Annotated in this window: 17 protein-coding genes; 8 read left to right on the top strand and 9 right to left on the bottom strand. The window is 68.4% G+C overall.

All coding sequences use genetic code 11. From position 1 onward, the window contains the following. Positions 1-39: 39 nt before the first annotated feature. The 5 genes from AC1DS4_RS12730 to AC1DS4_RS12710 all read right to left on the bottom strand — a co-directional run bounded on the left by AC1DS4_RS12730 (position 40) and on the right by AC1DS4_RS12710 (position 5,657). Positions 40-891 carry an alpha/beta fold hydrolase gene (locus AC1DS4_RS12730; RefSeq protein ID WP_477623957.1) on the bottom strand — a complete coding sequence of 284 codons (852 nt, stop codon included), beginning with the start codon at positions 889-891 and terminating at the stop codon, positions 40-42. A gap of 35 nt (positions 892-926) precedes the next feature. After that, a complete protein-coding gene (locus tag AC1DS4_RS12725) occupies positions 927-1,631 on the bottom strand; it encodes an alpha/beta fold hydrolase (RefSeq protein ID WP_477623956.1) in 705 nt (234 codons plus the stop codon). Between the two features lie 114 nt (positions 1,632-1,745). Beyond that, entirely contained in the window at positions 1,746-3,284 is a 1,539-nt protein-coding gene (locus AC1DS4_RS12720; RefSeq protein ID WP_477633415.1) for a helix-turn-helix transcriptional regulator, read from the bottom strand. Between the two features lie 89 nt (positions 3,285-3,373). Further along, positions 3,374-4,546 carry an AAA family ATPase gene (locus AC1DS4_RS12715; protein ID WP_477633414.1) on the bottom strand — a complete coding sequence of 391 codons (1,173 nt, stop codon included), beginning with the start codon at positions 4,544-4,546 and terminating at the stop codon, positions 3,374-3,376. 229 nt (positions 4,547-4,775) lie between these two features. After that, positions 4,776-5,657: a LysR family transcriptional regulator gene (locus tag AC1DS4_RS12710; protein WP_477633413.1), complete on the bottom strand. Its 882-nt coding sequence runs from the start codon at positions 5,655-5,657 to the stop codon at positions 4,776-4,778. 112 nt (positions 5,658-5,769) lie between these two features. Between AC1DS4_RS12710 and AC1DS4_RS12705 the strand changes: the two genes are divergently transcribed. Together AC1DS4_RS12705 and AC1DS4_RS12700 are read left to right on the top strand one after the other, a co-directional pair. Beyond that, positions 5,770-6,000, top strand: coding sequence for a hypothetical protein (locus AC1DS4_RS12705; protein WP_477623953.1), 231 nt, complete (start codon positions 5,770-5,772; stop codon positions 5,998-6,000). Positions 6,001-6,042: 42 nt separating this feature from the next. Beyond that, positions 6,043-6,903 carry an aldo/keto reductase gene (locus AC1DS4_RS12700; RefSeq protein WP_477623952.1) on the top strand — a complete coding sequence of 287 codons (861 nt, stop codon included), beginning with the start codon at positions 6,043-6,045 and terminating at the stop codon, positions 6,901-6,903. Between the two features lie 135 nt (positions 6,904-7,038). On the opposite strand, the gene AC1DS4_RS12695 is transcribed toward AC1DS4_RS12700, so the two are convergent. The 4 genes from AC1DS4_RS12695 to AC1DS4_RS12680 all read right to left on the bottom strand — a co-directional run bounded on the left by AC1DS4_RS12695 (position 7,039) and on the right by AC1DS4_RS12680 (position 12,179). Beyond that, positions 7,039-7,821 carry an alpha/beta fold hydrolase gene (locus AC1DS4_RS12695; RefSeq protein WP_477623951.1) on the bottom strand — a complete coding sequence of 261 codons (783 nt, stop codon included), beginning with the start codon at positions 7,819-7,821 and terminating at the stop codon, positions 7,039-7,041. 668 nt (positions 7,822-8,489) lie between these two features. Then, complete coding sequence (locus tag AC1DS4_RS12690) at positions 8,490-9,872, bottom strand: glycoside hydrolase family 130 protein (protein WP_477633412.1); 1,383 nt, start codon at positions 9,870-9,872, stop codon at positions 8,490-8,492. A gap of 32 nt (positions 9,873-9,904) precedes the next feature. Next, the gene (locus tag AC1DS4_RS12685; RefSeq protein WP_477633411.1) at positions 9,905-11,035 is read right to left on the bottom strand and encodes a glycosyltransferase; all 1,131 of its coding nucleotides are present in this window, start codon (positions 11,033-11,035) and stop codon (positions 9,905-9,907) included. A gap of 1 nt (position 11,036) precedes the next feature. Beyond that, positions 11,037-12,179, bottom strand: coding sequence for a glycosyltransferase (locus AC1DS4_RS12680; RefSeq protein ID WP_477633410.1), 1,143 nt, complete (start codon positions 12,177-12,179; stop codon positions 11,037-11,039). Positions 12,180-12,527: 348 nt separating this feature from the next. Between AC1DS4_RS12680 and AC1DS4_RS12675 the strand changes: the two genes are divergently transcribed. The 6 genes from AC1DS4_RS12675 to narI all read left to right on the top strand — a co-directional run bounded on the left by AC1DS4_RS12675 (position 12,528) and on the right by narI (position 21,998). Then, positions 12,528-13,664 carry a glycosyltransferase family 4 protein gene (locus tag AC1DS4_RS12675; protein WP_477633409.1) on the top strand — a complete coding sequence of 379 codons (1,137 nt, stop codon included), beginning with the start codon at positions 12,528-12,530 and terminating at the stop codon, positions 13,662-13,664. Between the two features lie 265 nt (positions 13,665-13,929). Next, complete coding sequence (locus tag AC1DS4_RS12670; RefSeq protein ID WP_477633408.1) at positions 13,930-15,168, top strand: MFS transporter; 1,239 nt, start codon at positions 13,930-13,932, stop codon at positions 15,166-15,168. A 35-nt stretch (positions 15,169-15,203) separates the two neighbouring features. After that, the gene (locus AC1DS4_RS12665) at positions 15,204-18,920 is read left to right on the top strand and encodes a nitrate reductase subunit alpha (RefSeq protein ID WP_477633425.1); all 3,717 of its coding nucleotides are present in this window, start codon (positions 15,204-15,206) and stop codon (positions 18,918-18,920) included. Continuing rightward, on the top strand, positions 18,920-20,569 hold the full coding sequence (gene narH, locus AC1DS4_RS12660; RefSeq protein ID WP_477623945.1) for a nitrate reductase subunit beta: 1,650 nt from the start codon (positions 18,920-18,922) through the stop codon (positions 20,567-20,569). The genes AC1DS4_RS12665 and narH overlap by 1 nt, the downstream gene beginning before the upstream one ends. After that, complete coding sequence (gene narJ, locus AC1DS4_RS12655) at positions 20,566-21,273, top strand: nitrate reductase molybdenum cofactor assembly chaperone (RefSeq protein ID WP_477633407.1); 708 nt, start codon at positions 20,566-20,568, stop codon at positions 21,271-21,273. The genes narH and narJ overlap by 4 nt, the downstream gene beginning before the upstream one ends. Further along, positions 21,270-21,998: a respiratory nitrate reductase subunit gamma gene (narI, locus tag AC1DS4_RS12650; RefSeq protein ID WP_477633406.1), complete on the top strand. Its 729-nt coding sequence runs from the start codon at positions 21,270-21,272 to the stop codon at positions 21,996-21,998. Before narJ ends, narI begins: the two co-directional genes overlap by 4 nt. Positions 21,999-22,034: the final 36 nt, after the last annotated feature.

Raw genomic sequence — 22,034 nt, 5'->3', positions numbered from 1 at the left:
GCCCCGGCCCGCGGTCGCGGCCCGGGGCACCCGCCGAAGCTAGCTGGTTGCCCTGGCGGCGTCCTGGATCAGGTCAGCGACAGCCTTGGGGTGGCTGATCATCACGACGTGAGACGCGGTGGGGACTTCGACGACCTTGCGGGCGTTCGCACGGCTGTACATGAAGCGCTCGGTCTGGGGCGGGATCGCCTTGTCCTGACCGGCGACCAACCCCCACGACGGGATCGTCCGCCAGGCCGCGGCCTGCGTCGGGTAGACGAAGGAGGCGGCATCGAACGGCCGCTGAGTGGCCTGCAGGACTCGGAACGCAGCTTTGGGTATGTCGGCTGCGAAAGCCGCCTGCCCGTCCTTGCTGAGGTAGAGGTCGGTTCCGGTGGTGCCGTCCGGCTTCGTGTAGGGGACCGCCACACTGACCGGTCCGACGATGCTGCCCGGGAACTTGGTGATGAGCTCCCCCTGTGTCTCGCCCACGTCGGGCACGAATGCTGCGATGTAGACCAACGCTTTGACGTTGCTCTTTCCGGCAGCGGCGTTGGTGATGACAGTTCCACCCATGGAGTGTGCGACCAACACGATCGGCCCACTGATGGAATCAAGCAGGCTGGCGATGTAGGGCGCGTCGGTGGGGATTCCCCTCAGCGGGTTCGACCCTGCGATCGTGGAGTAACCCTCTTCCTGCAACTCCTGGATGACTTTGTTCCAGCAGGACGAGTCGGCGTAGCCGCCGTGCACCAACACGATGGTCGGCTTGACGGTCGGCGCCCGGTTGGACGCGCGGCGAGTGGTTGCGGCTGCCGCCTCCGCCCCGAGCGGCGTGGCCATCAGTGCGGCTGACCCGGCCAGCGCCGCGCCGGTCGACAACACCTGTCGGCGAGAGATATTCGTACTCATCGTGATCTCCTCGTTTTCGCTAGCAGGGTCGTCGGTCACGCGGCGGCCTTGATGGCCAGGACGGCCTGCCGAATGAGGTCGGCGACGGCCTCCGGGTGGGACACGTACACCGAGTGGCTCCCGGGAACCTCGGCGACTTTGGCGCCGGCGCGTTCGGCCATGGCGTGCTGCGCGGGCGGCGGGATCATCCGGTCGTCGGAGGCGACGAGGTACCAGCTGGGCTTGACCCGCCAGCCGGGCTCGCTGACGGTGCCGCCGAGCGCCTCGACCCCCCAAGGGACTTGGGCATGGGCCATGAAGGCTGCCTGCTCGGCCGGCAGGTCGCCGGCAAACGAGTCGGCGAACTTGTCCTTGTCGAGGAACAGGTAGCCGTCGCGCGGGGGCAGGATGGGCGGAACAGGCGCGCCGGGAGGCGGGTCGGCGATGAGCGTGTTGACAGACTCTCCCTTGTCCGGGGCGAAGGCCGCGATGTACACGAGCGCCTTGACGCGTTCGTCGGTGCCGGTCTCGGTGATGACGACGCCGCCGTAGGAGTGGCCGACGAGGATGGCCGGGCCGTCCAGGTCGTCCAGGACCTGCTTCGTCGCCGCGACGTCACCCTCGAGGGACAGGGTCGGATTCTGGACGACGGCTACCGGGTAGCCGTCCTTGCTGAGGGCGTCGTACACGCCCTGCCATCCGGAGCCGTCCACGAAACCTCCGTGGACCAGGACGATGTGGGGAATCTGCGAGCTGTCCATGACGAGTCCCTTGCTGTGTGGGGGTTGGTGTCATGGACCGTAGGAGCGCGCGCCTCACGGCCGCTTGCGTCATGTGACTTGACTTGTGACTCGACACGGTTCGTGATGAGGACCTCAGGTATGTGACCTGCCCTCGGGTTGCCCCGCGTCTTCGTCGACTCGCTCGAGGGCGTCCCGAAGGGCGGCACGGCTGGTGATGCCGAGCTTGGGGAACAGTCGGTGGAGGTGTCCACTGACGGTGCGGTGCGAGAGGAAGAGCTTCTCGCCAATCTGTTTGTTGGTCAGCCCGGCGGCGGCCAGCTCGGCGATTTCGTGCTCCTGCGGCGTGATGCTTGGCAGTGAGGCCACCGCGGGCTTTCCCCTGGACGGCCCGGCATACCCACCTTGAGCCCGGCGGCCAGTGGCGCGCAGCTCGGCGTTCGCTCTCGCCAGCCACGGCGTGGCGCCGAGTCGCTGAAAGATCTCGGCAGCCTGCTCGAGCTGGTCGGCGGCCTGCCCTGTACGCCGCAGCCGCCGTAAGCGCTCGCCGTACGCGAGCCGGACTCGCGACAGGTAGAACGGCCACTGGTCAACGCCGACGGTGGACACGGCTTCGTCGAAGAGCACGGGCGCGTTGTGGTCAGTCGCGACCATGGCGCTGGCTGCCCGGGTCAGCATGCCCAGCCGAGGAGAGAGTTCCGCGACACCAGCCTCTTGCAGCATGGCCACGTGGGCCTGCGCCTCGGGGAGGCGCCCGGTGCGGACACAGCTCTCCACCAGGTCCATGAGAACCCAGAGGGCGAACTGTGCGTGTGACGCGAGCTCGCCGGGTTGACTGATCCTGCTGGACCAGCGGTATGCCGCCTCGAAGTCTCCTCGTCCCAGCGCATCGACCGATCGTGCATGGGCTTCCATCTGGGCGGCCAGGCCAGCACCCCTGGGTGTCCCCCAGGCGACCAGAGCCCCGATGGTCTCGTCCAGAGCAGCGGCATCTCCTCGCGCGGCGGCCACGGCGGCGTGGACGTGTCGGGCTGACACGGCGAACAGGGGAAAGCCGTGTCCCTCACTGAGCTGGATGACCTCGTCGGCGCGTTGCACCGCGTCGTCCCAGCGTCCTGTCCAGTAGGAGTCGAACGCGAGCAGCACCTGTGCCTGGATGACGAGACCGGCGGCGCCACTGTCGCGTCCGACCTGGGCGACTCGCTGGAGGGCCGGACGAACCTGCCCCAGTCGGTCCACGACGTTTGCGACGAAACCGACCTGCAGGGTCACCGTCGGGTCACTCTCGAAAGCCAGGTCGGCCACCGCCATGTCGAGGTTCTCCACTCCCTGGCGCGTCGTACGAGCCGGGTCGGCGAAGGTCTGGCTGACCAATCGGAGACTCGGCGGAACATGGGGTTCCAGACGCTGCAGCGCCCGGTAGAAGGGCTCCCACAGGTCTGCGCGTGCGCCGAAGAAGCAGACCATGGTGAGCGTGCTGAGCGCGTGCGCCAGGGCCATGTCGCTGGCTCCCTTGCTGGTCTCGATGGCTCCGACCAGCAACCGGTGCGCCGTTTCCACCTCACCGTCGCCGTTCACCAGGACGAAGGCAGCCGTCGCCGCCGCCTGGAGCGTGTCGTCGAGCTGAGGGTCCGCATTGTGCGCGTCTGCAAGGAGGCGTGCGGCATTCTGCACCTGACCGGAAATGCCAATCCCCGCGTATGCCGCCTCGGCGAAGCGTCGCCCACGGTCCGGCCCCGCGGGCGAAAGTTCAGCGGCCCGAGTCAATGCGTCGACCGCACCCACCCCGTCTCCCCGAGCAAGGCTGCGATGCGCCACCGCCTCAAGCAGAGCCGCCACACTCTCATCCGCGCCGACTGACGCCCGCGCAAGGTGCCACGCCGCATGTCCGGACGGTCGGACGTGTGCGCCGCCAGTGAACGATGGGCTGAACGCCTCTGTTCGCTGTTCGCCATCTCGACCACCGCCGAGCGGGTCAGGGGATGCCGAAAGGCCAGCTTCCCTCCTGCAGTGTCCACGGACACGACGTGGATCCGCTCGGCGGGCACGAGGTCCTTGAGTCCGGCTGACGGCTCCGCCTCGCGTGCAGCTGCGCTCAGCACCGCCAGCTCCCCGGAGCCGTCCAGCGCAGCGAGGAGAAGAACGGTCCTGGTCGACTCGGGTAGGTCAAGGACGCGGCTGGCAAACAGGTCCTGCAAGCGTTGCGTCAGCGGCAGAACTGATGGGAGGTTGCCGGCGCGCTGTGACGAGCTGAGAGCAGCGGGAAGCTCCAGCAGGGCCAGCGGGTTACCGGCGGCATCAGCCAGGAGCCGCTGACGAGTCTGCGGAGCAAGCGCGGGGTAGTGCGCGTGCAACAACTCCAACGCGGCCTCGTCGGTCAACGGCCCGACGGACAGCGTCGGCAACCCGGCCCGGTCAAAGAAGCTCTCCTCCGTCGGGCGCGCTGCCGCAAGCAGTCCCACCTGACTTCCGGCGAGGCGTCGCGCCACGAAGGCCAACACGATCGAGCTCGAGCGGTCGAACCACGGGACGTCATCCGCCATGACCAGCAATGGCTGGTTTTGGGACTCTTGTCGAACCAGAGCCAGTGCCGCGGCACAGACAGAGAGCTGGTCCGGGGACCCGCCACCACCCATTCCGAGAGCGGAGGCAAGGACTTCGGAAGACTTCGTGTCGAGCCGGTCCAGGGTCGGGAACAGCGGACTCAGGACCTGATGCAGCCCGGCGTAGCTGACGTCTGCTTCGAACTGGACCCCGCTCGATCGGATGACGCGGCCCCCGGCTGTGGTCCACCGCCTGTCCGCAGCCGCGAGGAGTTCGGTCTTGCCAATGCCCGGGTCCCCAGTCACCAGTAGCGCGGCGCCCCCGCCGCGGGCTTGGGTGATGAAGGCCTCGAGGGCCTGCATCTCCAGGCTGCGCCCGCTGAGGAGGTTCATGATCACCGTTTCCCGAGGAGGCCGTTGAGGGACGTTGCTGCCCTGCCGGAGGGCAACTCCTTGGCTGTGGCACTTGGCCTGTCCCTACCCCGCAACTCCACTCATCCGGACCTGCCCCCGCAGCGCTCGATGGTCCTACCAGTAGAGCGCAACCGGCCAGTCCCGGCTAGATCGAATCGGCGGCCACCACATCGAAGGCAGTCCGTCGAAACCCGCCGAGACGGGCCGATCAGGCGTCGAACCGCTTCCGGATGGGGCCGAGGAAGGTCTCGCCGGCGGCCGTGGTGGCACCGGCTGGCAGGGCGATGGTGACGTCCCAGGTGGGCGCGTCCGAAGGCAGCGGGAGGGCGACCAGCTTGCCGGCCTTCTTCCGTGCGATGTGCTGGGGGACGATGGCGATGCCGAGGCCGTGTTCGACGAGGTCGAGCAGCGTGTGGACGTCGTTGACCTCGGACGCGATTCGCCGCGCCACCCCGGCCGCGACGAAGGCCCGGTCGGTGACCTGACGAGAGCCCCAGTCGGTGTTGAAATCGACGAACGGTTCGCAACCCAAAGCCTTCCAGCCGACGCGCTTGGCGTGGGTCAGGCCATTCTCTGGCCGGCAGGCCAGCGTCATCGGCTCGCTCGCGAGCCGCTCGAACCTCACGTCGTCCGGGGCGCCGGGCGACCCCGCGACGAAGGCGATGTCGAGCCGGCCGGTGTGGACCTCGTCGACCAGTCTGGCCGACCCGGCCTGCTGGACGACGAGCTCGACGCCCGGGTGCTCGATATGGAACTCCGCGAGTTCCCGCGGCACGTCGACCGCGCCAAGGCACTGCTCGGTCCCGACCCGCAGTCGGCCTCGTCGCAGGCCCTGGACGGCCGCGACCGCATCCCGGGCCGCCACGACGCTCGCGAGGGTCCGTCGGGACTCCTCCAACAGCGCCTGTCCCGCGTCGGTCAGCTCGACCCTGCGCGTGTTGCGATCGAACAGCTCCGCGTCGAGCTCGCGCTCCAGGGCTCTGATCGAGGCTGAGAGCCCGGACTGGGAGATGAACAACCGCTCGGAGGCGCGGGTGAAGTGCCTTTCCTCGGCCACCGTGACGAAATGCTCGAGCTGTCGCAGGTCCATGATCCAGAAGTCTAAGTGGATGCTGCCAGCAGTTTCTACTGTTGGACATGTCAATCCGAGACGGGGACTCTTGAGGACATCAGCAATCCGCCCATCAAGAACGGAACGTCCCATGCACGACCCTGAGCCCCTGACTCACGTCCCCCAGCCCCTGACCGTCGAGGAGTCCAGCCGCCTGGCCGTCACCGCCACCGTCACCGACCTCGAGTACTGGGCGCGCGGCGTCGCCGTCGACGGACGTCTCGAGCTGCTCGACCTCCTGCGCGTCTTCGACGCGGTCCGCGCCAGCAGCGTCCCCCAGAGCGCCGGCCAGCCCACCTCACTCGCCATCCTCGCCAGCTGAACCCCCCCCATTCACCTACCCCCACCACAGGAGCCACCACCCATGCACCTTCGCACCATCGGCGACACCAAGGTCAGCGCCATCGGCCTCGGCGGCATGCCCATGTCCATCGAGGGACGACCCGACAGGTCCCGTTCCATCGCCACCATCCATGCCGCCCTCGACGCGGGCATAACCCTCATCGACACCGCCGACGCCTACCACCTCGATGAGAGCGACATCGGCCACAACGAGACCCTCATCGCCGACGCGCTGGACTCCTACGGGAGCGACACCTCCGACGTCCTCGTCGCCACCAAGGGCGGACACCTGCGCCCCGGCGGCGGGGCCTGGACCGTGGACGGTTCCCCCGCACACCTCAAGGCAGCGTGCGATGCATCCCTCCGCCGCCTCAGGGTCGAGGCCATCGGGCTCTACCAGTTCCACCGACCCGACCCCACCGTCCCCTACGAGGACTCGGTCGGCGCCATCGCCGACCTGCTCGACGCGGGCAAGATCCGCATGGCCGGTATCTCCAACGCCAACCCTGACCAGATCCGCACCGCTCAGACCATCCTCGGTGGGCGGCTCGTGTCGGTCCAGAACCAGTTCTCGCCCGCATTCCGGTCCAGCGAGCCCGAGCTCCAACTCTGCGACGAGCTGGGAATTGCCTTCCTGCCGTGGAGCCCGCTGGGAGGCATCAAGAGCGCCGCCGACCTCGGCAGCGCCTTCTCCCCATTTGCACAGGTCGCCGAGGAGGTCGGCGCCACCCCGCAGCAGGTCACCCTCGCCTGGATGCTCGCCAAGTCGCCGGTGGTCATCCCGATCCCCGGGTCCAGCCGGCCCCAAACCATCCACGCCTCCGCCTCAGCGGTCGAGATTCAGCTCACGCCGGAGCAGATCAGCCGGCTCGACTGCTCCTGAATGACCTGCCGGGCGCGGCGGCCCGGCGCCCTACGGACGACACACCTGCGCAGCGTGGGCTCGGCCCGCGATTGCCCCCGCCACGCCTCACTCGTTGCGCCTCTTCGCGGCCCCTGCCAGCCGACCATGATCGAGTCAGGTCGCCTGCGCCAGGGCGGCAGCGATGACTTCAGCGGTCTGTTGCGGAGCCTCGTCCGGGAGGAGGAACACCGCACCAGGGATGGTCACCAGGGTCACGTGCGCAGCCGCCTGGAGGGTGGCGCGCTCGGCATCGGTGAGGCCACCGTCCCCCTTCTCGGCGTGAACCACCCACGCCGGTATGCCGGACGCGGCCAGCCTGGTGGCGTAGTCGTTGTCCGCGGCGATGTAGTCGAGGTACTCGCGGCTGGTCCGGACCGAGTCTCCGGCCTTGTTCTGCTTGAGGTCCTCGATCAGCTCTCGCTTGTGTGGCTGGGGTGTCTTGGCAGACCTGGCCAGGAGGGGCAGGAGCCGGAGCATGGTGGCCATTGGCCAGCTGCCCACCTTCTGCGATGTCCGGACGACGGCGCGGAAGAACCTGGCCTCGTCCTCAGTTGTCAGGCTGATGCCGAGGAGGACGACCGGGCCGCGGAAGTGACCGGACAGGTACGCCTCCAGCGCGACCGTGGCGCCGTGGGAGAAGCCGACGATCACGTCACAGCGCTGTGCTTTGGCCAGTTCACCGACCAGGCGGGCCAGTCCGGGGATGGACACATCCCCGACCAGCGGGGCGCCGGCCATGCCCGGCAGCGTGGTGGCGACCAGACGAACACCGGACAGCGCCGGCTCAGCCATCACCAGATCGAACGAGCGGGCCGCGTTGGCTCCGCCCGGTATGAGCAGGACCGACTGGTCCGCATCCTCGGGTCCCGCGGTGACAAGCTCCCAGGCTTCCCTCATGGCATCTCCGCAACGACGGCTCCTGGTCTCGACGGTAGGCCAGGACGGCTCCTTGCGGAACGGTCTGGGGCGCAGTGGCTGCAGAGGAGCTCGTGGGTGGCCTGACGGCGCGGGGCAGCATCTACCTCTTCACCCTTCGGCATCACGCGGCTCGACCGGGCCGCGTCCGAGAGGCGGTATCTCGCCCGAGAACAAGAGCGCACACCAAAGCAACTCCGCCACTGTCCGACGGGAGCTGCCCACAGCGAGATATCCACGCCCAGATCCCCTCCGGCGTGGATACCTCTTCCCACCGGACAGCATGCGCCCTCGCCGACCAACCCACAATGACCACTTCTGGGCATGTACGCCGCGGCGCATCGGTGGGAGCGTGAGCGTGCGCGTCCCCCCGCCCTCCCTGCGGGSGGGGGGACGCGTCTTCGCCCCGCATTGACCGCAGGGTTTCGACCCTTCAGTACCCACCGACTTCCGGGCGCACCATGGACGACAACCGCAGCGGCCCTGATGGAGACCCGACCTGTCGATCTCGCGCTGCACCTGGTGAGGTTGGCCGAGCAGGAAGCCACGGCAGCACGGTGGGCCGACAGGGATCACCGTCAGAGGTGAGGTTGTGCTCCTGACAATCCCTCGACATCAAGAACAGCGGCGGCGCCCCCAACGGTCCGAATCTACGGCCCCGCTTGCTGCAGAAGCTCGAGCAGGGGCTCGAGGTCCACGAATGCAAACCGCACCTCGGCATCGCTGCAGCCGTATGGCAGCACCAGCTGTCCGTCGTGGACGAGGCCGCCGCAGGAGTAGACGACGTTGGGAACGTATCCGTCACGCTCTTGCTCCGTGGCGGTCAGCATGGGCTTGGCGAGCGAACCCAGGACCCGCGAGGGGTCCTCGCGGTCAAGCAACATGGCGCCGAGCCCGTAGGTGCGCATTGGTCCGACGCCGTGGGTGATCACCAGCCAGCCGACCTCTGTCTCGATCGGCGAACCGCACTGGCCGAGCTGCACGAGCTCCCATGGCCGCTCGGGACGGATGAGCGTCGTCGATGCTGCCCACGTGACGGCATCCTTCGACCGCGTGAGCCCCAGCGTCTCGCGGTCCCAGCGGGTCAGCGCGAGGTAGTCTCCGCCCACCCGCCGCGGGAAGAGGGCCATCCCCTTGTCGCGGGCGGACGGCCCCATCTGATGTCGGCTCTCGAAGGTCACGAAGTCCTCGGTCGTGAGCAGTCGTGGCGCGACGTTCGAGCCGTCGTAGGCGGTGTATGTCGCGTGGTAGGTAACCCGCCCGTCGTCGGTGAAGCGGACGAAGCGTGCGTCCTCGACGCCGTTCGCCTCGACCGGGACCGTGGGGAACACCACGCGTGAGGAAAGGGGTCGCTCGGCGTCGAAGCGCAGGCGATACGTCGCGTCGGGTGGCGCTTCGACCGTAGCCGCTGGAAGTGGGGCCGCTCTGCGGTTGCTCGACATCGTGCCGGGGGTCACGACGCCTGTGTCGGGGTGTGGGTCTGGCTCATCGAGACGCACCTCGCGAGCGCCGCCGGCACCGTCAGCAGCGCCAAGGCCAGAAGAGCCGAGGACACCGGTACGGAACTCGATGCTCGAGATGTGACCCTCACCGACGGCGCGCAGGCTCATGACGAACCGCAGCTCCCCGTCCGCGAGCCCGCTCTGGTCAGGGTGTGCGACGAGCGAAGGGTTGAACAGGGCGGCCGCCTCGAGCGCGTACTCCTGGGTGAAGTAGGCGCCGAGGAGGTGCCGTCGGGTGCTGGAGAGGTCGCCGGCACCGTCGATCCGGTGAGCAACGAGGTCGAAGTGCTCGCGGAACATCGCGACCAGGTCGTGATGTCGGTGCGCGAACCCGGCAACCGTGTCGGCGAGCACCCGCGCGGCTTCGTCCTCGTCGAGCGACAGAACCCGGGCAATGACCGCGTCGGCCCGCGACTTGCCGGTGGTCAGCAGCTCCTGGCCGGGGAGGAACAGCCGCCCCAGCACCCGGCTCGGGTCCGGCCGAAGGGCGAGGGCGCCCCGGTGCACCCAGGCGTGGTCGTCAGGTGCCACGCGCGCTTCGGTATGCCGGCCGCTCACCGCGGTCACGACGCCGCCGACGACGACGCGAAAGCGAGCGGGAAACCCGGGCCGTTGGTCACCCCGAGCCGCTGCGCCTGCTGGAACGTCGAGATCATCGCGATGGTCGACTCGGCGCCCTGGTTCTCGTTGCGACCGCCTGGTTCGAGGCCGTCGCAGCCACCCCCGCTGATGGGGTCGTGCAGGGAGGTGCGGGAGTCATTCGCCCCCTGGAACCAGGCGGAGCACCGGGAGACGGCAGCGCTCCAGCGCGGGTCGGCCGTGACGTCGAAGGCTCGCGCGCACGCGTCGGCGAGCGCCGCGACCTCGATCGGCTGCTGGTCGAACTGGGGTCGGGGTTCGCCGAGGCCCCACCCGCCGGCCGGTGAAACCGACAGGTGGCCTCCGGCCGTTTCGGTGTCGAGCAGCCAGCTCAACATCCGTAGCCCCTCCGTCAGCCACTTCCACACCCCGAGCAGCGAGCCTGCGGCGACCAGGGTCTCGGCGAGGGCCGCGTTGGCGTAGCTGAGCCGTGACTCCGGCCAGTGCCAGCCGGCCACAATGGTTTCCGTCATCCCGAGGAGGGGGTCGGGGCGTGCGATGAGGGTTGCGGCATCCGCCAGCAACGCCTTGGCCACGTCGTCTCGTGGTCGCACGGTGAGGACCTCGGCCGCCCCCAGACCGGCGAACGCCATGGACCTCGGCCATGGTGAGCGGAGGGCGGCTCCTGCGCTGAAAGCCTGAGCGGCCCGCCAGTCGATGACCTCGGGGGCCCGGGCAACGCCGGTGCCCAGCGCCCAGAGGGCACGCCCCCAGCAGTCCTCGACCGTCGGTTCATCGGACCACGATCCGTCGACGGCCCGGCGGTTGCGGAACTTCCCACTCTCACCTTGGGCGTCGAGCACGAAGTTCAGGTAGGTCGATGCGAGCGCGGCGAGCTCGACCGTGTGGTCGGGCTGACGGACCGTGACGATGAAGGCGCGAGCGACGTCGTCGAGGCAGTAGCCGTGCTCGCGGCGGGGGACGGTCAGCTCGGCGTGTTCGAACAGTCCGACTTCGTCGGAGAGGTGGTGGAGGTGCCGGAAGGAGACCGGTGCCAGCGTCAAGGGCACGGCGGGGGCGTCGGTTGCCAGTGACGACGTGGTGAAGGTCGTCATGTCAGACCCTCACCGGGGCGGACGAGGCGATGACCTCGCGGGCGAGGGCGTCGTACTGCTGGGCGACTGCAGGCCAACGCATCTGAGGCGCGATCCGCTCGGCCTGGGCCGACATCGCGGCAGCGAGCCCCGGCTCGGTCAACACCCTCCGCAGTCCCCGGGCGATGGCGCCCGGGTCTTGCCGTTCGACGAGCAACCCGGCACCGCGACCAAGCAGTTCTACGGCGTGGGGAAAGGCGGTGGACACCACCGGCCTGCCTGCTGCGACGGCCTCGGCGAGGACCCCCGAGGTCACCTGCTCCGTGGAGTCGTAGGGGAGCAGCACGACATCTGCGGCTGCCACGGCGAGGCCCAGCGCGTCCGCGGTGAGGTATCGCGCGTCGAACTCGACGAGGTCGCCGACCCCGAAGACGCGGGCCCGTTCGACGAGGGCGTCGCGGTAGCGCTCCCCCTCGTGCTCGATGATCTTGGGATGCGTCTGGCCGACGACGCGGTAGAGCGGCGCGAGGTCACGTAGCTGGGCGAGCGCCTCGATGGCCCACTCGATGCCCTTGCCTTCGCCGAGCAGGCCCCAGGTGAGGACGACGGGGCGGCGGTCGGCCGGCCGGGGAAGGTGCGCGTGGGCCGGCAGCACGCCCGGGGGCGCTCCATGGGGCACGACGCGGATCCGGTCAACGTCGAGGCCGTAGTGCGCGACCAGCCGGTCTCGGGCGGTACGGGTCATGGTCACGACGACTGCGCTGCGCTCGGCGAGCTCCCGCACGATCTCGCGCTGCCGGTTCGACGGCGCGACGAGGACGGTGTGGACGACCAGGACCATGGGCGCGACCAGCTGACGGGTGACGCCCAGGACGTCGATCCCGTCCTGCCCGCCGAAGATGCCGTACTCGTGCTGCACCACGACGACGTCGAAGCGGTCGAGGACGGCGGCGGCGGCCTCCGCGCCGCCCGCACTGCCACGCACCCACTGGTGGACCACCTCAGGCAGCGGGACCGGCTCCTGGACATCCACGACCTGCACGACTCCGACGGCGCCATCGCCACCGCCTTGACCGGCGAGGGACTCCGCGAGGGACCGGCTGAAGGTCGCCAGCCCACAGGGAGTCGGGGGGTAGGTGCTGAGGACTCCGTATGACACGGACATGGCGAGCCTTCCTTTGGTCGCCCCGCGTCGACAGCCGACGTGGAGCACAGCCACCCACAGGGGCGGCGACCTGCACGCACGGTGCGCTGGGGCCTACGCGGCGTGGTCACACGCAGGCCAGTCGAGACATCTTTGTCGCGATGCGTCTCGTTTCCTGACGAGACGGCGAGACTTCGACGGTAGCACCCTGCGGGCTCCCGCCCCCGGGACAATCATCCCTCGGGACCCTCGTGCGCGGGGTGGGGCGCTCCACGACGACTAGGGTGATGACGACGCCCCGTACCGCCCGCAGCCTCGCCGTAGCCGCGACCACGTCGGCACGTGCCGCGCACCGACGGACGGAGCTCCATGAGGATCGGCGTCATCGCCTCGATCGCCCACAGCCTGCCCCCTGTCGGCTACGGACCGTGGGAGCAGATCGCCTCGACCCTCACCGAGGGGTTCGTCCAGCAGGGTCACGACGTCACCCTGTTTGCGACGGCAGACTCGACGACCTCCGCTCGACTGCACGCCACGGCACCGCACGGCTACGAGGAGTCCCCCGGCCTCGATGCCAAGGCCTGGGAAGGGCTGCACAACGCAGCCGTGTTCGAGCGGGCCGACGAGTTCGACGTCATCGCAAACCACTTCGACTTCATGCCGCTGACCTACAGCCGCCTGGTGCGTACCCCCGTCGTGACGACGATCCACGGGTTCTCCTCGCCCCGCATCCTCCCCGTCTACCGGGAGTACGACGACGTCGCCCACTATGTAGCCATCAGCGACGCCGACCGGCACCCCGACCTGCACTACGCAGCCACGATCCACCACGGCATCGACATGACGGCGTTCACCTTCGTCCCCGACCCGGGCAGCTACCTGCTGTTCCTCGGCCGCATCCACCCCGACAAGGGCACCCACCTATCCATCGAGGTGGCTCGCCGCGCAGGGCTGTCACTGGTCATCGCGGGAATCGTCCAGGACGAGGACTACTTCGCCGAGGCAGTCGCGCCGCACGTGGACGGGATGGCGGTGACCTACATCGGCCCGGTAGGCCCCAGCCAGCGTGACGCCCTTCTGGGCGGCGCACTCGCCCTGCTGCACCTCATCGACTTCGCGGAGCCCTTTGGCCTCTCCGTGGTTGAGTCGCTGGCCACGGGCACACCAGTCATCGCCACACCCCTCGGCTCGATGCCAGAACTACTCCGACACGGCCGGACCGGGTACCTCGTCACCGACGTCGAGGCCGCAGTCTCCGCGGTGGCTCACGTCTCGCAGCTCGACCGAGGGGATTGCCACGACGAGGCGATCACGCGCTTCTCCTCCGACCGCATGGTCCGCGACCACCTCGCCGTGTTCGACCGGGTCGTTCGAGCCGGTGATGAAGGCCGCGCGACCGCATCGCCGCGGTCCGAAGGATTCGGCACCGCACGAGTCGGCGCCAGTCGGCTCGGCAAGGGCTATGGTCGGGACAGGTCCAACTCGTCGTCGCCCTGGACCCGGTGACTTCAGCTGCTGCACCGCTTGGCAGAGGAGACACCGTGTGGCACCACCCGGGACCAGCGTCCCGACAGGCTCGAAGAGCCGACCGGGCATCTCCGACGAGCAGGACCTTTGGCCCTGATACGCATGCACCGAAGCCACTGTGCTTGTTTCCGCGCCGCCCCACCACCGCCGGTGGGCCGAGAAGGAGACCAGCCATGGCCGAACAGGCCACCGCAACGCCCGTCGTCAACAGCTCCGTCGTCAGAGCACGACAGTGACCACTCCGATGACCACCACCCCGTTGACCTCGGACCATCAGCCCCGAGCGGCAACCAGATCGCCCTGGCTGATGCTGGCGATGGCCACCCTCGGCTTCGCGGTGAACTTTTGGGCCTGGGCCCTGATCAGCCCACTCGGACCACTCTTCCGGGCCACCGGGTCCCTCGGCACCCTGACCGAGTCCGACGTCGCCCTCCTCGTCGCTGTCCCCGTCGTGGTGGGCTCCCTCGGCCGCATCATCGTGGGCGGGCTGACCGACCGGTACGGCGGACGGGTCATGTTCCCGATCGTCTCAGGCGTGACCATCATCCCGACCCTCTTCATCGCCTTCTTCGCCCTCGACTCCTACGGCCTGCTCATCCTGGGCGGCTTCTTCCTCGGCATCGCCGGCACCGCCTTCGCCGTGGGCGTCCCGTTCGTGAACGCGTGGTTCCCGCCAGAGAAGCGCGGTCTCGCGGTCGGCATCTTCGGCGCCGGCATGGGCGGTACCGCGATCAGCGCACTGACCACCGTCAAGCTCACCGGCCACCTGGGCGCAAAGGCACCCTTCCTCATCACCGCGGTGGTGCTGGCCGGCTACTCCCTCGCCGCCTGGCTGATCCTTCGGGACGCACCCGACCGAGTGGTGCCCACCACCTCACTGGCCTCGCGGATCTCTGCCAACGCCCGGCTCCCGATCACGTGGCAGGCGTGCCTTCTCTACGCGGTGGCCTTCGGTGGGTACGTCGCCTTCTCGGTCTACCTCCCGGCATACCTCAAGACCGCCCACCACCTCACCCCGGAAAGCGCGGCCAACCGGATGGCCGGCTTCGTGCTCATCGCGGTCATCCTGCGCCCCGTCGGCGGCTGGCTCGCCGACAAGGTGGGTTCGATCCCTGTGCTGGCCACCGGGTTCGGCGTCGTCGTCGTGGGCGCCGCCATCTCCGCCGGCACACCACCATTGCACGGCATCGGCACCGTCGCGTTCCTCGCGATGGCCGCCGCGCTCGGCTCCGGAAGCGGCGCCACGTTCGCCCTCATCGCCAAGGTCACTGAGCCTTCTCGGGTCGGGGGCGTGACCGGACTCGTCGGCGCAGCCGGAGGTCTGGGCGGTTTCGTGCCGCCACTGATCATGGGCTACGTCTACGGCCGCACCGACTCCTACGCCATCGGGCTGTGGATGCTCAGCGTCACCGCCGCGCTGGCACTGCTCCTCACCGTCACGATCGTCCGCCGAACCGCCGCCCAAGGACAGGAAGCTCATTGACCCCCTCGCACAAGAAGTCCACGTCCGACATCGGGATGGACGGCTCCCTCACGGAGGCCCTGGTCCGCACCCGGAGGTTCTTCACCAAGGGAACCGTCTCGGACGACCTCCGGACCATCTCGCAGGTCGGAGGGCGCGAAGCCGACGACTTCTACCGCGACCGCTGGAGCCACGACAAGGTCGTGCGGTCCACCCACGGCGTGAACTGCACCGGCTCCTGCTCGTGGAAGGTCTACGTCAAGGACGGGATCATCACCTGGGAGACCCAGCAGACCGACTATCCCTCGGTCGGCCCGGACTCCCCCGAGTACGAGCCCCGCGGCTGCCCCCGTGGCGCGGCGTTCTCCTGGTACACCTACTCCCCCACTCGAGTTCGCTACCCGTATGTGCGCGGCGTCCTGCTCCAGATGTTCCGCGAGGCCAAGTCCCAGCACGACGGGGACCCGGTGAAAGCGTGGGAGCACATCGTCGAGAACCCGTTGCGGGCCAAGGCCTACAAGTCGGCGCGCGGTAAGGGCGGCCTGGTCCGCGCCACCTGGGAGGAAGCCAGCGAGATCGTCGCCGCTGCGCACGTCCACACGATCAAGAAGTACGGGCCCGACCGCGTCGCCGGATTCTCGCCCATCCCGGCGATGTCGATGGTCTCGCACGCCTCCGGCGCCAGGTTCGTGAACCTCATCGGCGGCTCCATGCTGAGCTTCTACGACTGGTACGCCGACCTCCCCGTCGCCTCCCCGCAGGTCTTCGGCGACCAGACCGACGTCCCTGAGTCCGGTGACTGGTGGAACGCGGGCTACCTCATCATGTGGGGCTCCAACCTGCCCGTGACCCGCACCCCGGACGCCCACTGGATGACCGAGGCCCGCTACCGCGGCCAGAAGGTCATCGCTGTAGCCCCCGACTACGCCGACAACGTGAAGTTCGCCGACGAGTGGCTGGCCGCCAAGCCGGGTACCGACGCCGCACTCGCGATGGCGATGGGCCATGTCGTGCTCAAAGAGTTCTTCGTCGACCGACAGACGCCCTACTTCACGCAGTACGTGAAGACCTACACCGACCTCCCCCACCTGGTCCGTCTCGAGGAGACCGCCGACGGTGAGTTCACGGCGGGCAAGTTCCTCACCGCGGCCGACCTCCCCGACCACGTCGGCGACGAGAACGCCGCCTTCAAGACCGTGCTCATCGACTCCGCCACCGGCAAGCCCGTCATCCCGAACGGGTCGCTGGGCCACCGGTACGGCGAGGCAGGGGTGGGCAGCTGGAACCTCGAGCTCGGCGACGTCGACCCGGTTCTTTCCCTCCTGGACACCGCGACCGAGTCCGTCGTCGTCCGTATGCCGCGCTTCGACACCCCCGATGGCGCCGCCGCCGACCTGCCCCGAGGCGTACCCGTACGTCGCGTGGGCGGACACCTGGTCACGACGGTCTTCGACCTGCTCCTCGCGCAGTACGGGGTTGGCCGGTCGCACCAGGGTCAGGCCCTTCCGGGAGTCTGGCCGACCGGTGACAACAGGGGTTACGACGACGCACAGTCGCCGTACACGCCCGCCTGGCAAGAGGCCATCACGGGAGTGCCGGCCGCCACCGCCGCTCGGATCGGGCGCGAGTTCGCCCAGAACGCCGAGGAGTCCAAGGGCCGGTCCATGATCGTCATGGGCGCCGGCACCAACCACTGGTTCCACTCCGACACGATCTACCGCGCCTTCCTCACCCTCACCAACCTCACCGGTTGCCAAGGTGTCAACGGCGGCGGCTGGGCCCACTACGTCGGTCAGGAGAAGGTCCGCCCGATCACCGGGTACACGCAGATCGCCAACGCACTCGACTGGAACCGGCCGCCGCGCAACATGATCCAAACGGCGTACTGGTACCTGCACACCAACCAGTTCCGCTACGACCAGTTCGGCGCCGACACCCTCTCGGCGACCACTGGCAAGGGCCAGCTCGCGGGCAAGTCCACTGCCGACGTCATCGCCCAGAGCGCCCGGATGGGCTGGATGCCGTCGTATCCCACTTTCGACCGCAACCCGCTCAACCTCAGCGACGACGCGGCTGCCGCGGGGAAGCCGATCGGCGAGTACGTCGTCGAACAGCTCAAGTCCGGCGAGCTGGACTTCGCCGGCGAGGACCCCGACGCGCCCAGCAACTACCCGAGGATCCTGTCGATCTGGCGGGCCAACCTCCTCGGCTCGTCCGGCAAGGGCAACGAGTACTTCCTCAAGCACCTGCTCGGCACCGACTCCTCGGTGCGAGCCACCGAGACACCTGAGGGGCAACGACCCGTCGATGTGAAGTGGAGGGACGAGGCACCGGAGGGAAAGCTCGACCTGCTCATGACGATCGACTTCCGCCAGACCAGCACCACGATCTTCTCCGACGTCGTCCTCCCCGCCGCCACCTGGTACGAGAAGCACGACCTCAACACCACCGACATGCACCCTTTCGTGCACTCCTTCAACCCCGCCATCGCCCCGCCGTGGCAGACCCGCACCGACTGGGACGCGTGGCAGACGATCGCCGAGAAGTTCAGCGAGCTCGCCGCCACGCACCTCGGTGTCCGCAAGGACGTGGTCGCCGTGCCGCTCACCCACGACACCCCCGACGCGATGGCCAACCCGCACGGGGTCGTGCGCGACTGGAAGAAGGGCGAGTGCGAGCCGATCCCCGGTGTCACGATGCCCAAGCTCGTCGAGGTCGAGCGGGACTACGGCGCTGTCGCCGCCAAGATGAACGCCCTGGGTCCCCTCGTGGACACCCTCGGTGCGACCACCAAGGGCGTCACGTTCGAGCTGAGCAAGCAGGTGGACTACCTCCGGGCCAAGAACGGCGCCGTCCGCGGCGGCGTGGCCGACGGCCGGCCGTCACTGAAGAAGGACGTCAACGTGTGCGAGGCGATCCTCGCGATGTCCGGGACCACCAACGGGCACCTGGCGACCCAAGGCTTCAAGACCCTCGAGAAGCGCACCGGCGTGCGACTGGCCGATCTGGCCGAGGAGCACGAGGGCAAGCAGATCACCTTCGCCGACACCCAGGGTCCGCCCGTGCCGGTGATCACCTCGCCGGAGTGGTCGGGTTCGGAGACCGGTGGGCGGCGCTACTCACCCTTCACGATCAACGTGGAGCGCAAGAAGCCCTGGCACACCCTGACCGGGCGGATGCACTTCTACCTCGACCACGACTGGATGACCGAGCTCGGCGAGGGTCTTCCCGTCTATCGGCCCCCGCTCAACATGGCGGCGCTGTTCGCGGAGCCCGCGCTGGGCACCGTGTCGGACGGTTCGGCCGGCCAGGTCGAAGGGCTGACCGTGCGGTACCTGACCCCACACAACAAGTGGTCGATCCACTCGGAGTACCAGGACAACCTGTTCATGCTCTCGCTCTCGCGGGGCGGCCAGAACATCTGGATGAGCGACCGCGACGCGGCCAAGGTCGGCATCAAGGACAACGACTGGATCGAGGCGGTCAACCGCAACGGCGTCGTCGTGGCCCGGGCGATCGTCTCGCACCGGATGCCGGAGGGAACGGTGTACATGTACCACGCCCAGGACCGGCTGATCGACGTACCGCTGGCGGAGACGTCCGGCAAGCGCGGAGGAATCCACAACTCACTGACCCGGCTGCTCGTGAAGCCGTCCCACCTGATCGGGGGGTACGCCCAGCTGACCTTTGCATTCAACTATCTCGGCCCCACCGGCAACCAACGTGACGAGGTCACCATCATCCGCAAGCGCAGCCAGGACGTGACGTACTGATGAAGGTCATGGCCCAGATGGCGATGGTGATGAACCTCGACAAGTGCATCGGGTGCCACACCTGCTCGGTGACCTGCAAGCAGGCATGGACCAATCGCTCGGGCACCGAGTACATCTGGTTCAACAACGTCGAGACTCGGCCAGGGCTCGGCTACCCGCGCACCTACGAGGACCAGGAGAAGTGGAAGGGCGGCTGGGAGCTCACCAAGAGCGGCCGCATGAAGCTCAAGGCAGGCGGACGCCTCAAGAACCTGATGACGATCTTCTCCAACCCGATCCTGCCCTCGATCGGCGAGTACTACGAACCGTGGACGTACGACTACTCCACCCTCACCGACGCGCCCGCCCAGGAGCACACTCCGGTCGCACGACCCAAGTCGCTGATCAGCGGCAAGAACATGAAGATCGAGTGGTCGGCCAACTGGGACGACGACCTCGGCGGCTCCACCGAGACCGCGCACCGCGACCCCATGCTGAAGAAGATCGCCGACAAGGTGAAGTTCGAGTTCGAGCAGACCTTCATGTTCTACCTGCCCCGGATCTGCGAGCACTGCCTCAACCCGTCGTGCGCCGCGTCCTGTCCCAGTGGCGCGATCTACAAGCGCGAGGAGGACGGCATCGTCCTGGTTGACCAAGACAAGTGCCGCGGCTGGCGCAAGTGCGTCTCGGGCTGCCCCTACAAGAAGATCTACTTCAACCACCGCACCGGCAAGGCCGAGAAGTGCACGTTCTGCTTCCCGCGTATCGAGGTCGGCCTGCCAACCGTGTGCGCCGAGACCTGCGTGGGTCGGCTGCGCTACATCGGCCTGATGCTCTACGACGCCGACAAGGTCCTCGCGGCGGCCTCGACCACTGACGACCAGGGGCTCTACGAGGCCCAGCGCGACGTGTTCCTCGACCCGTTCGACCCCGAGGTGATGCGTGAGGCGGAGAACGCCGGCATCGCCCGCGACTGGATCGACGCGGCACAGCGCTCACCGATCTACGCCCTGATCAACACCTTCAAGGTCGCACTGCCGCTCCACCCGGAGTACCGCACCATGCCCATGGTCTGGTACATCCCACCCCTGTCCCCCGTCGTCGACGTCGTCGCAGAGACCGGGGAGGACGCCGAGGACAAGGGCAACCTCTTCGCCGCGATCGATGCCCTCCGGATCCCCATCGAGTACCTCGCCGAGCTCTTCACGGCCGGCGACGTCGAACCCGTGGACGCCGTCCTCAAGAAGCTCGCCGCGATGCGCTGCTACATGCGCGACATCAACATGGGCCGCGACCCCGACCCCTCGATCCCGGCTGCAGTAGGGATGAGCGAGGAGGAGATGTACGACATGTACCGCCTCCTCGCGATCGCGAAGTACGACGAGCGCTACGTCATCCCGCCCGCACACGCCGAGCAGGCCCACTCCCTGGAGGAGCTGTCCACCGAGTGCTCCGTGTCGGACTACGGCGGCGGACAGCAGGACCTGTTCGGCGAGGGGTCCGGCATCCCGACGCCGATCGCGGTCGAGAACTTCCAGATGCTGCAGGACCGGCAGACCTCCGACTCGCTGGCCGGACCGAGCAACACAAAGGGCCGTGTCAACCTCCTCAACTGGGATGGCAAGGGCTCCCCGCCGGGGATGTTCCCACCAACGGGCTCCGGCTCATGAGCAGCCGCCGTCAAAGACCGACCCTGCCCCCCGACCAGCTCACCATCGTGTGGCAGTCGGTCTCCCTGCTCCTCGACTACCCGGACGAGTTCCTCCTCGCCCGCGCCGACCTGCTGAGGTCCGCCTCGCAGCAGCTGACGCCGGCGGTCGGGGGCTGCATCCGGGCCTTCCTTGACCACCTCGAGTCCACTCCGCTGCCGGAGCTCCAGTCGGACTACGTCGAGACGTTCGACACCCGGCGCCGCTGCAACCTGTTCCTGACCTACTTCGCCCACGGGGACACCCGCAAGCGCGGGATGGCACTGCTCCGGTTCAAGCAGTCGTACCTGCGCGCCGGGTTCGAGCTCGACGACGGGGAGCTGCCCGACCACCTCTGTGTCGTGCTCGAGTTCGCCGCCACCGTCGACCAGGACATCGGCCGCGACCTGATGCTCGACCACCGGGCCGGCCTCGAGCTGCTGCGACTCTCGCTGCGGGACATGGGCTCGCCGTGGGCGCACCTGATCGATGCAGTCACCGCCACGTTGCCGCCGCTGCGTGGCGACGAGCGCGATGCCGTCCGGCGGCTCGCTGCCGAGGGGCCACCCGAGGAAGAGGTCGGGCTCGCCCCGTTCGCCAACCCGCAGTTCAGCCCCGGTGCAGACACACGTGCCACGGCATCCATCGCCCTGCCCATGCCGTCGTTCCCGGGAGCCCGCACATGAACGAGTTCCTCTTCGTCATCCTCCCCTACCTGTGCCTGACGACCTTCGTGGTCGGTCACCTGTGGCGCTACCGCTACGACAAGTTCGGGTGGACCACGCGATCGTCCCAGCTCTACGAGAACCGCCTGCTGCGCATTGGCAGCCCGCTCTTCCACTTCGGGATGCTCGGCGTTGTCGGCGGCCACATCATCGGCCTGCTGGTGCCGCAGTCGTGGACGGACTGGGCCGGCGTCAGCGAGCACGCCTACCACGTGGTGGCCGTCACGGGAGGCCTGCTGGCCGGCGTGATGGCGGTGGTCGGCATGGCGATCCTGATCTACCGCCGACGCACCGTCGGCCCCGTCTTCTCCGCCACCACGCGCATGGACAAGGTCATGTACGCCTTCCTCGGCGTCGTGATCATGCTGGGCATGTGGAACACCATCGCCGGCTCGATCATGACAATCGGCGGCGAGTACAACTACCGCGAGGGCGTATCCGTCTGGTACCGCTCGTTCCTCGCGTTCCACCCCGACGCCTCCCTGATGGCGGGCGCGCCGCTGGGATTCCAGCTGCACGCGCTCGTCGCCTTCGGGCTGTTCGCCCTGTGGCCCTTCACCAGGCTGGTGCACGTGTTCAGCGCGCCGGTCGGCTACCTGACCCGCCCCTACATCGTCTACCGCAGTCGCGACGACACCCAGCTCGGCAGCCACCGGCCTCGTCGCGGCTGGGACCGCGTCGGCTGAGGGCGCTCCGCCCCAGCCAGACCTGAACCACAACCC

The sequence above is a fragment of the Pedococcus sp. P3_C7 genome (assembly GCF_056402615.1).
The sequence above is the reverse complement of the archived record's forward strand: the minus strand, read 5'-3'. Positions and strand labels throughout refer to the sequence as shown.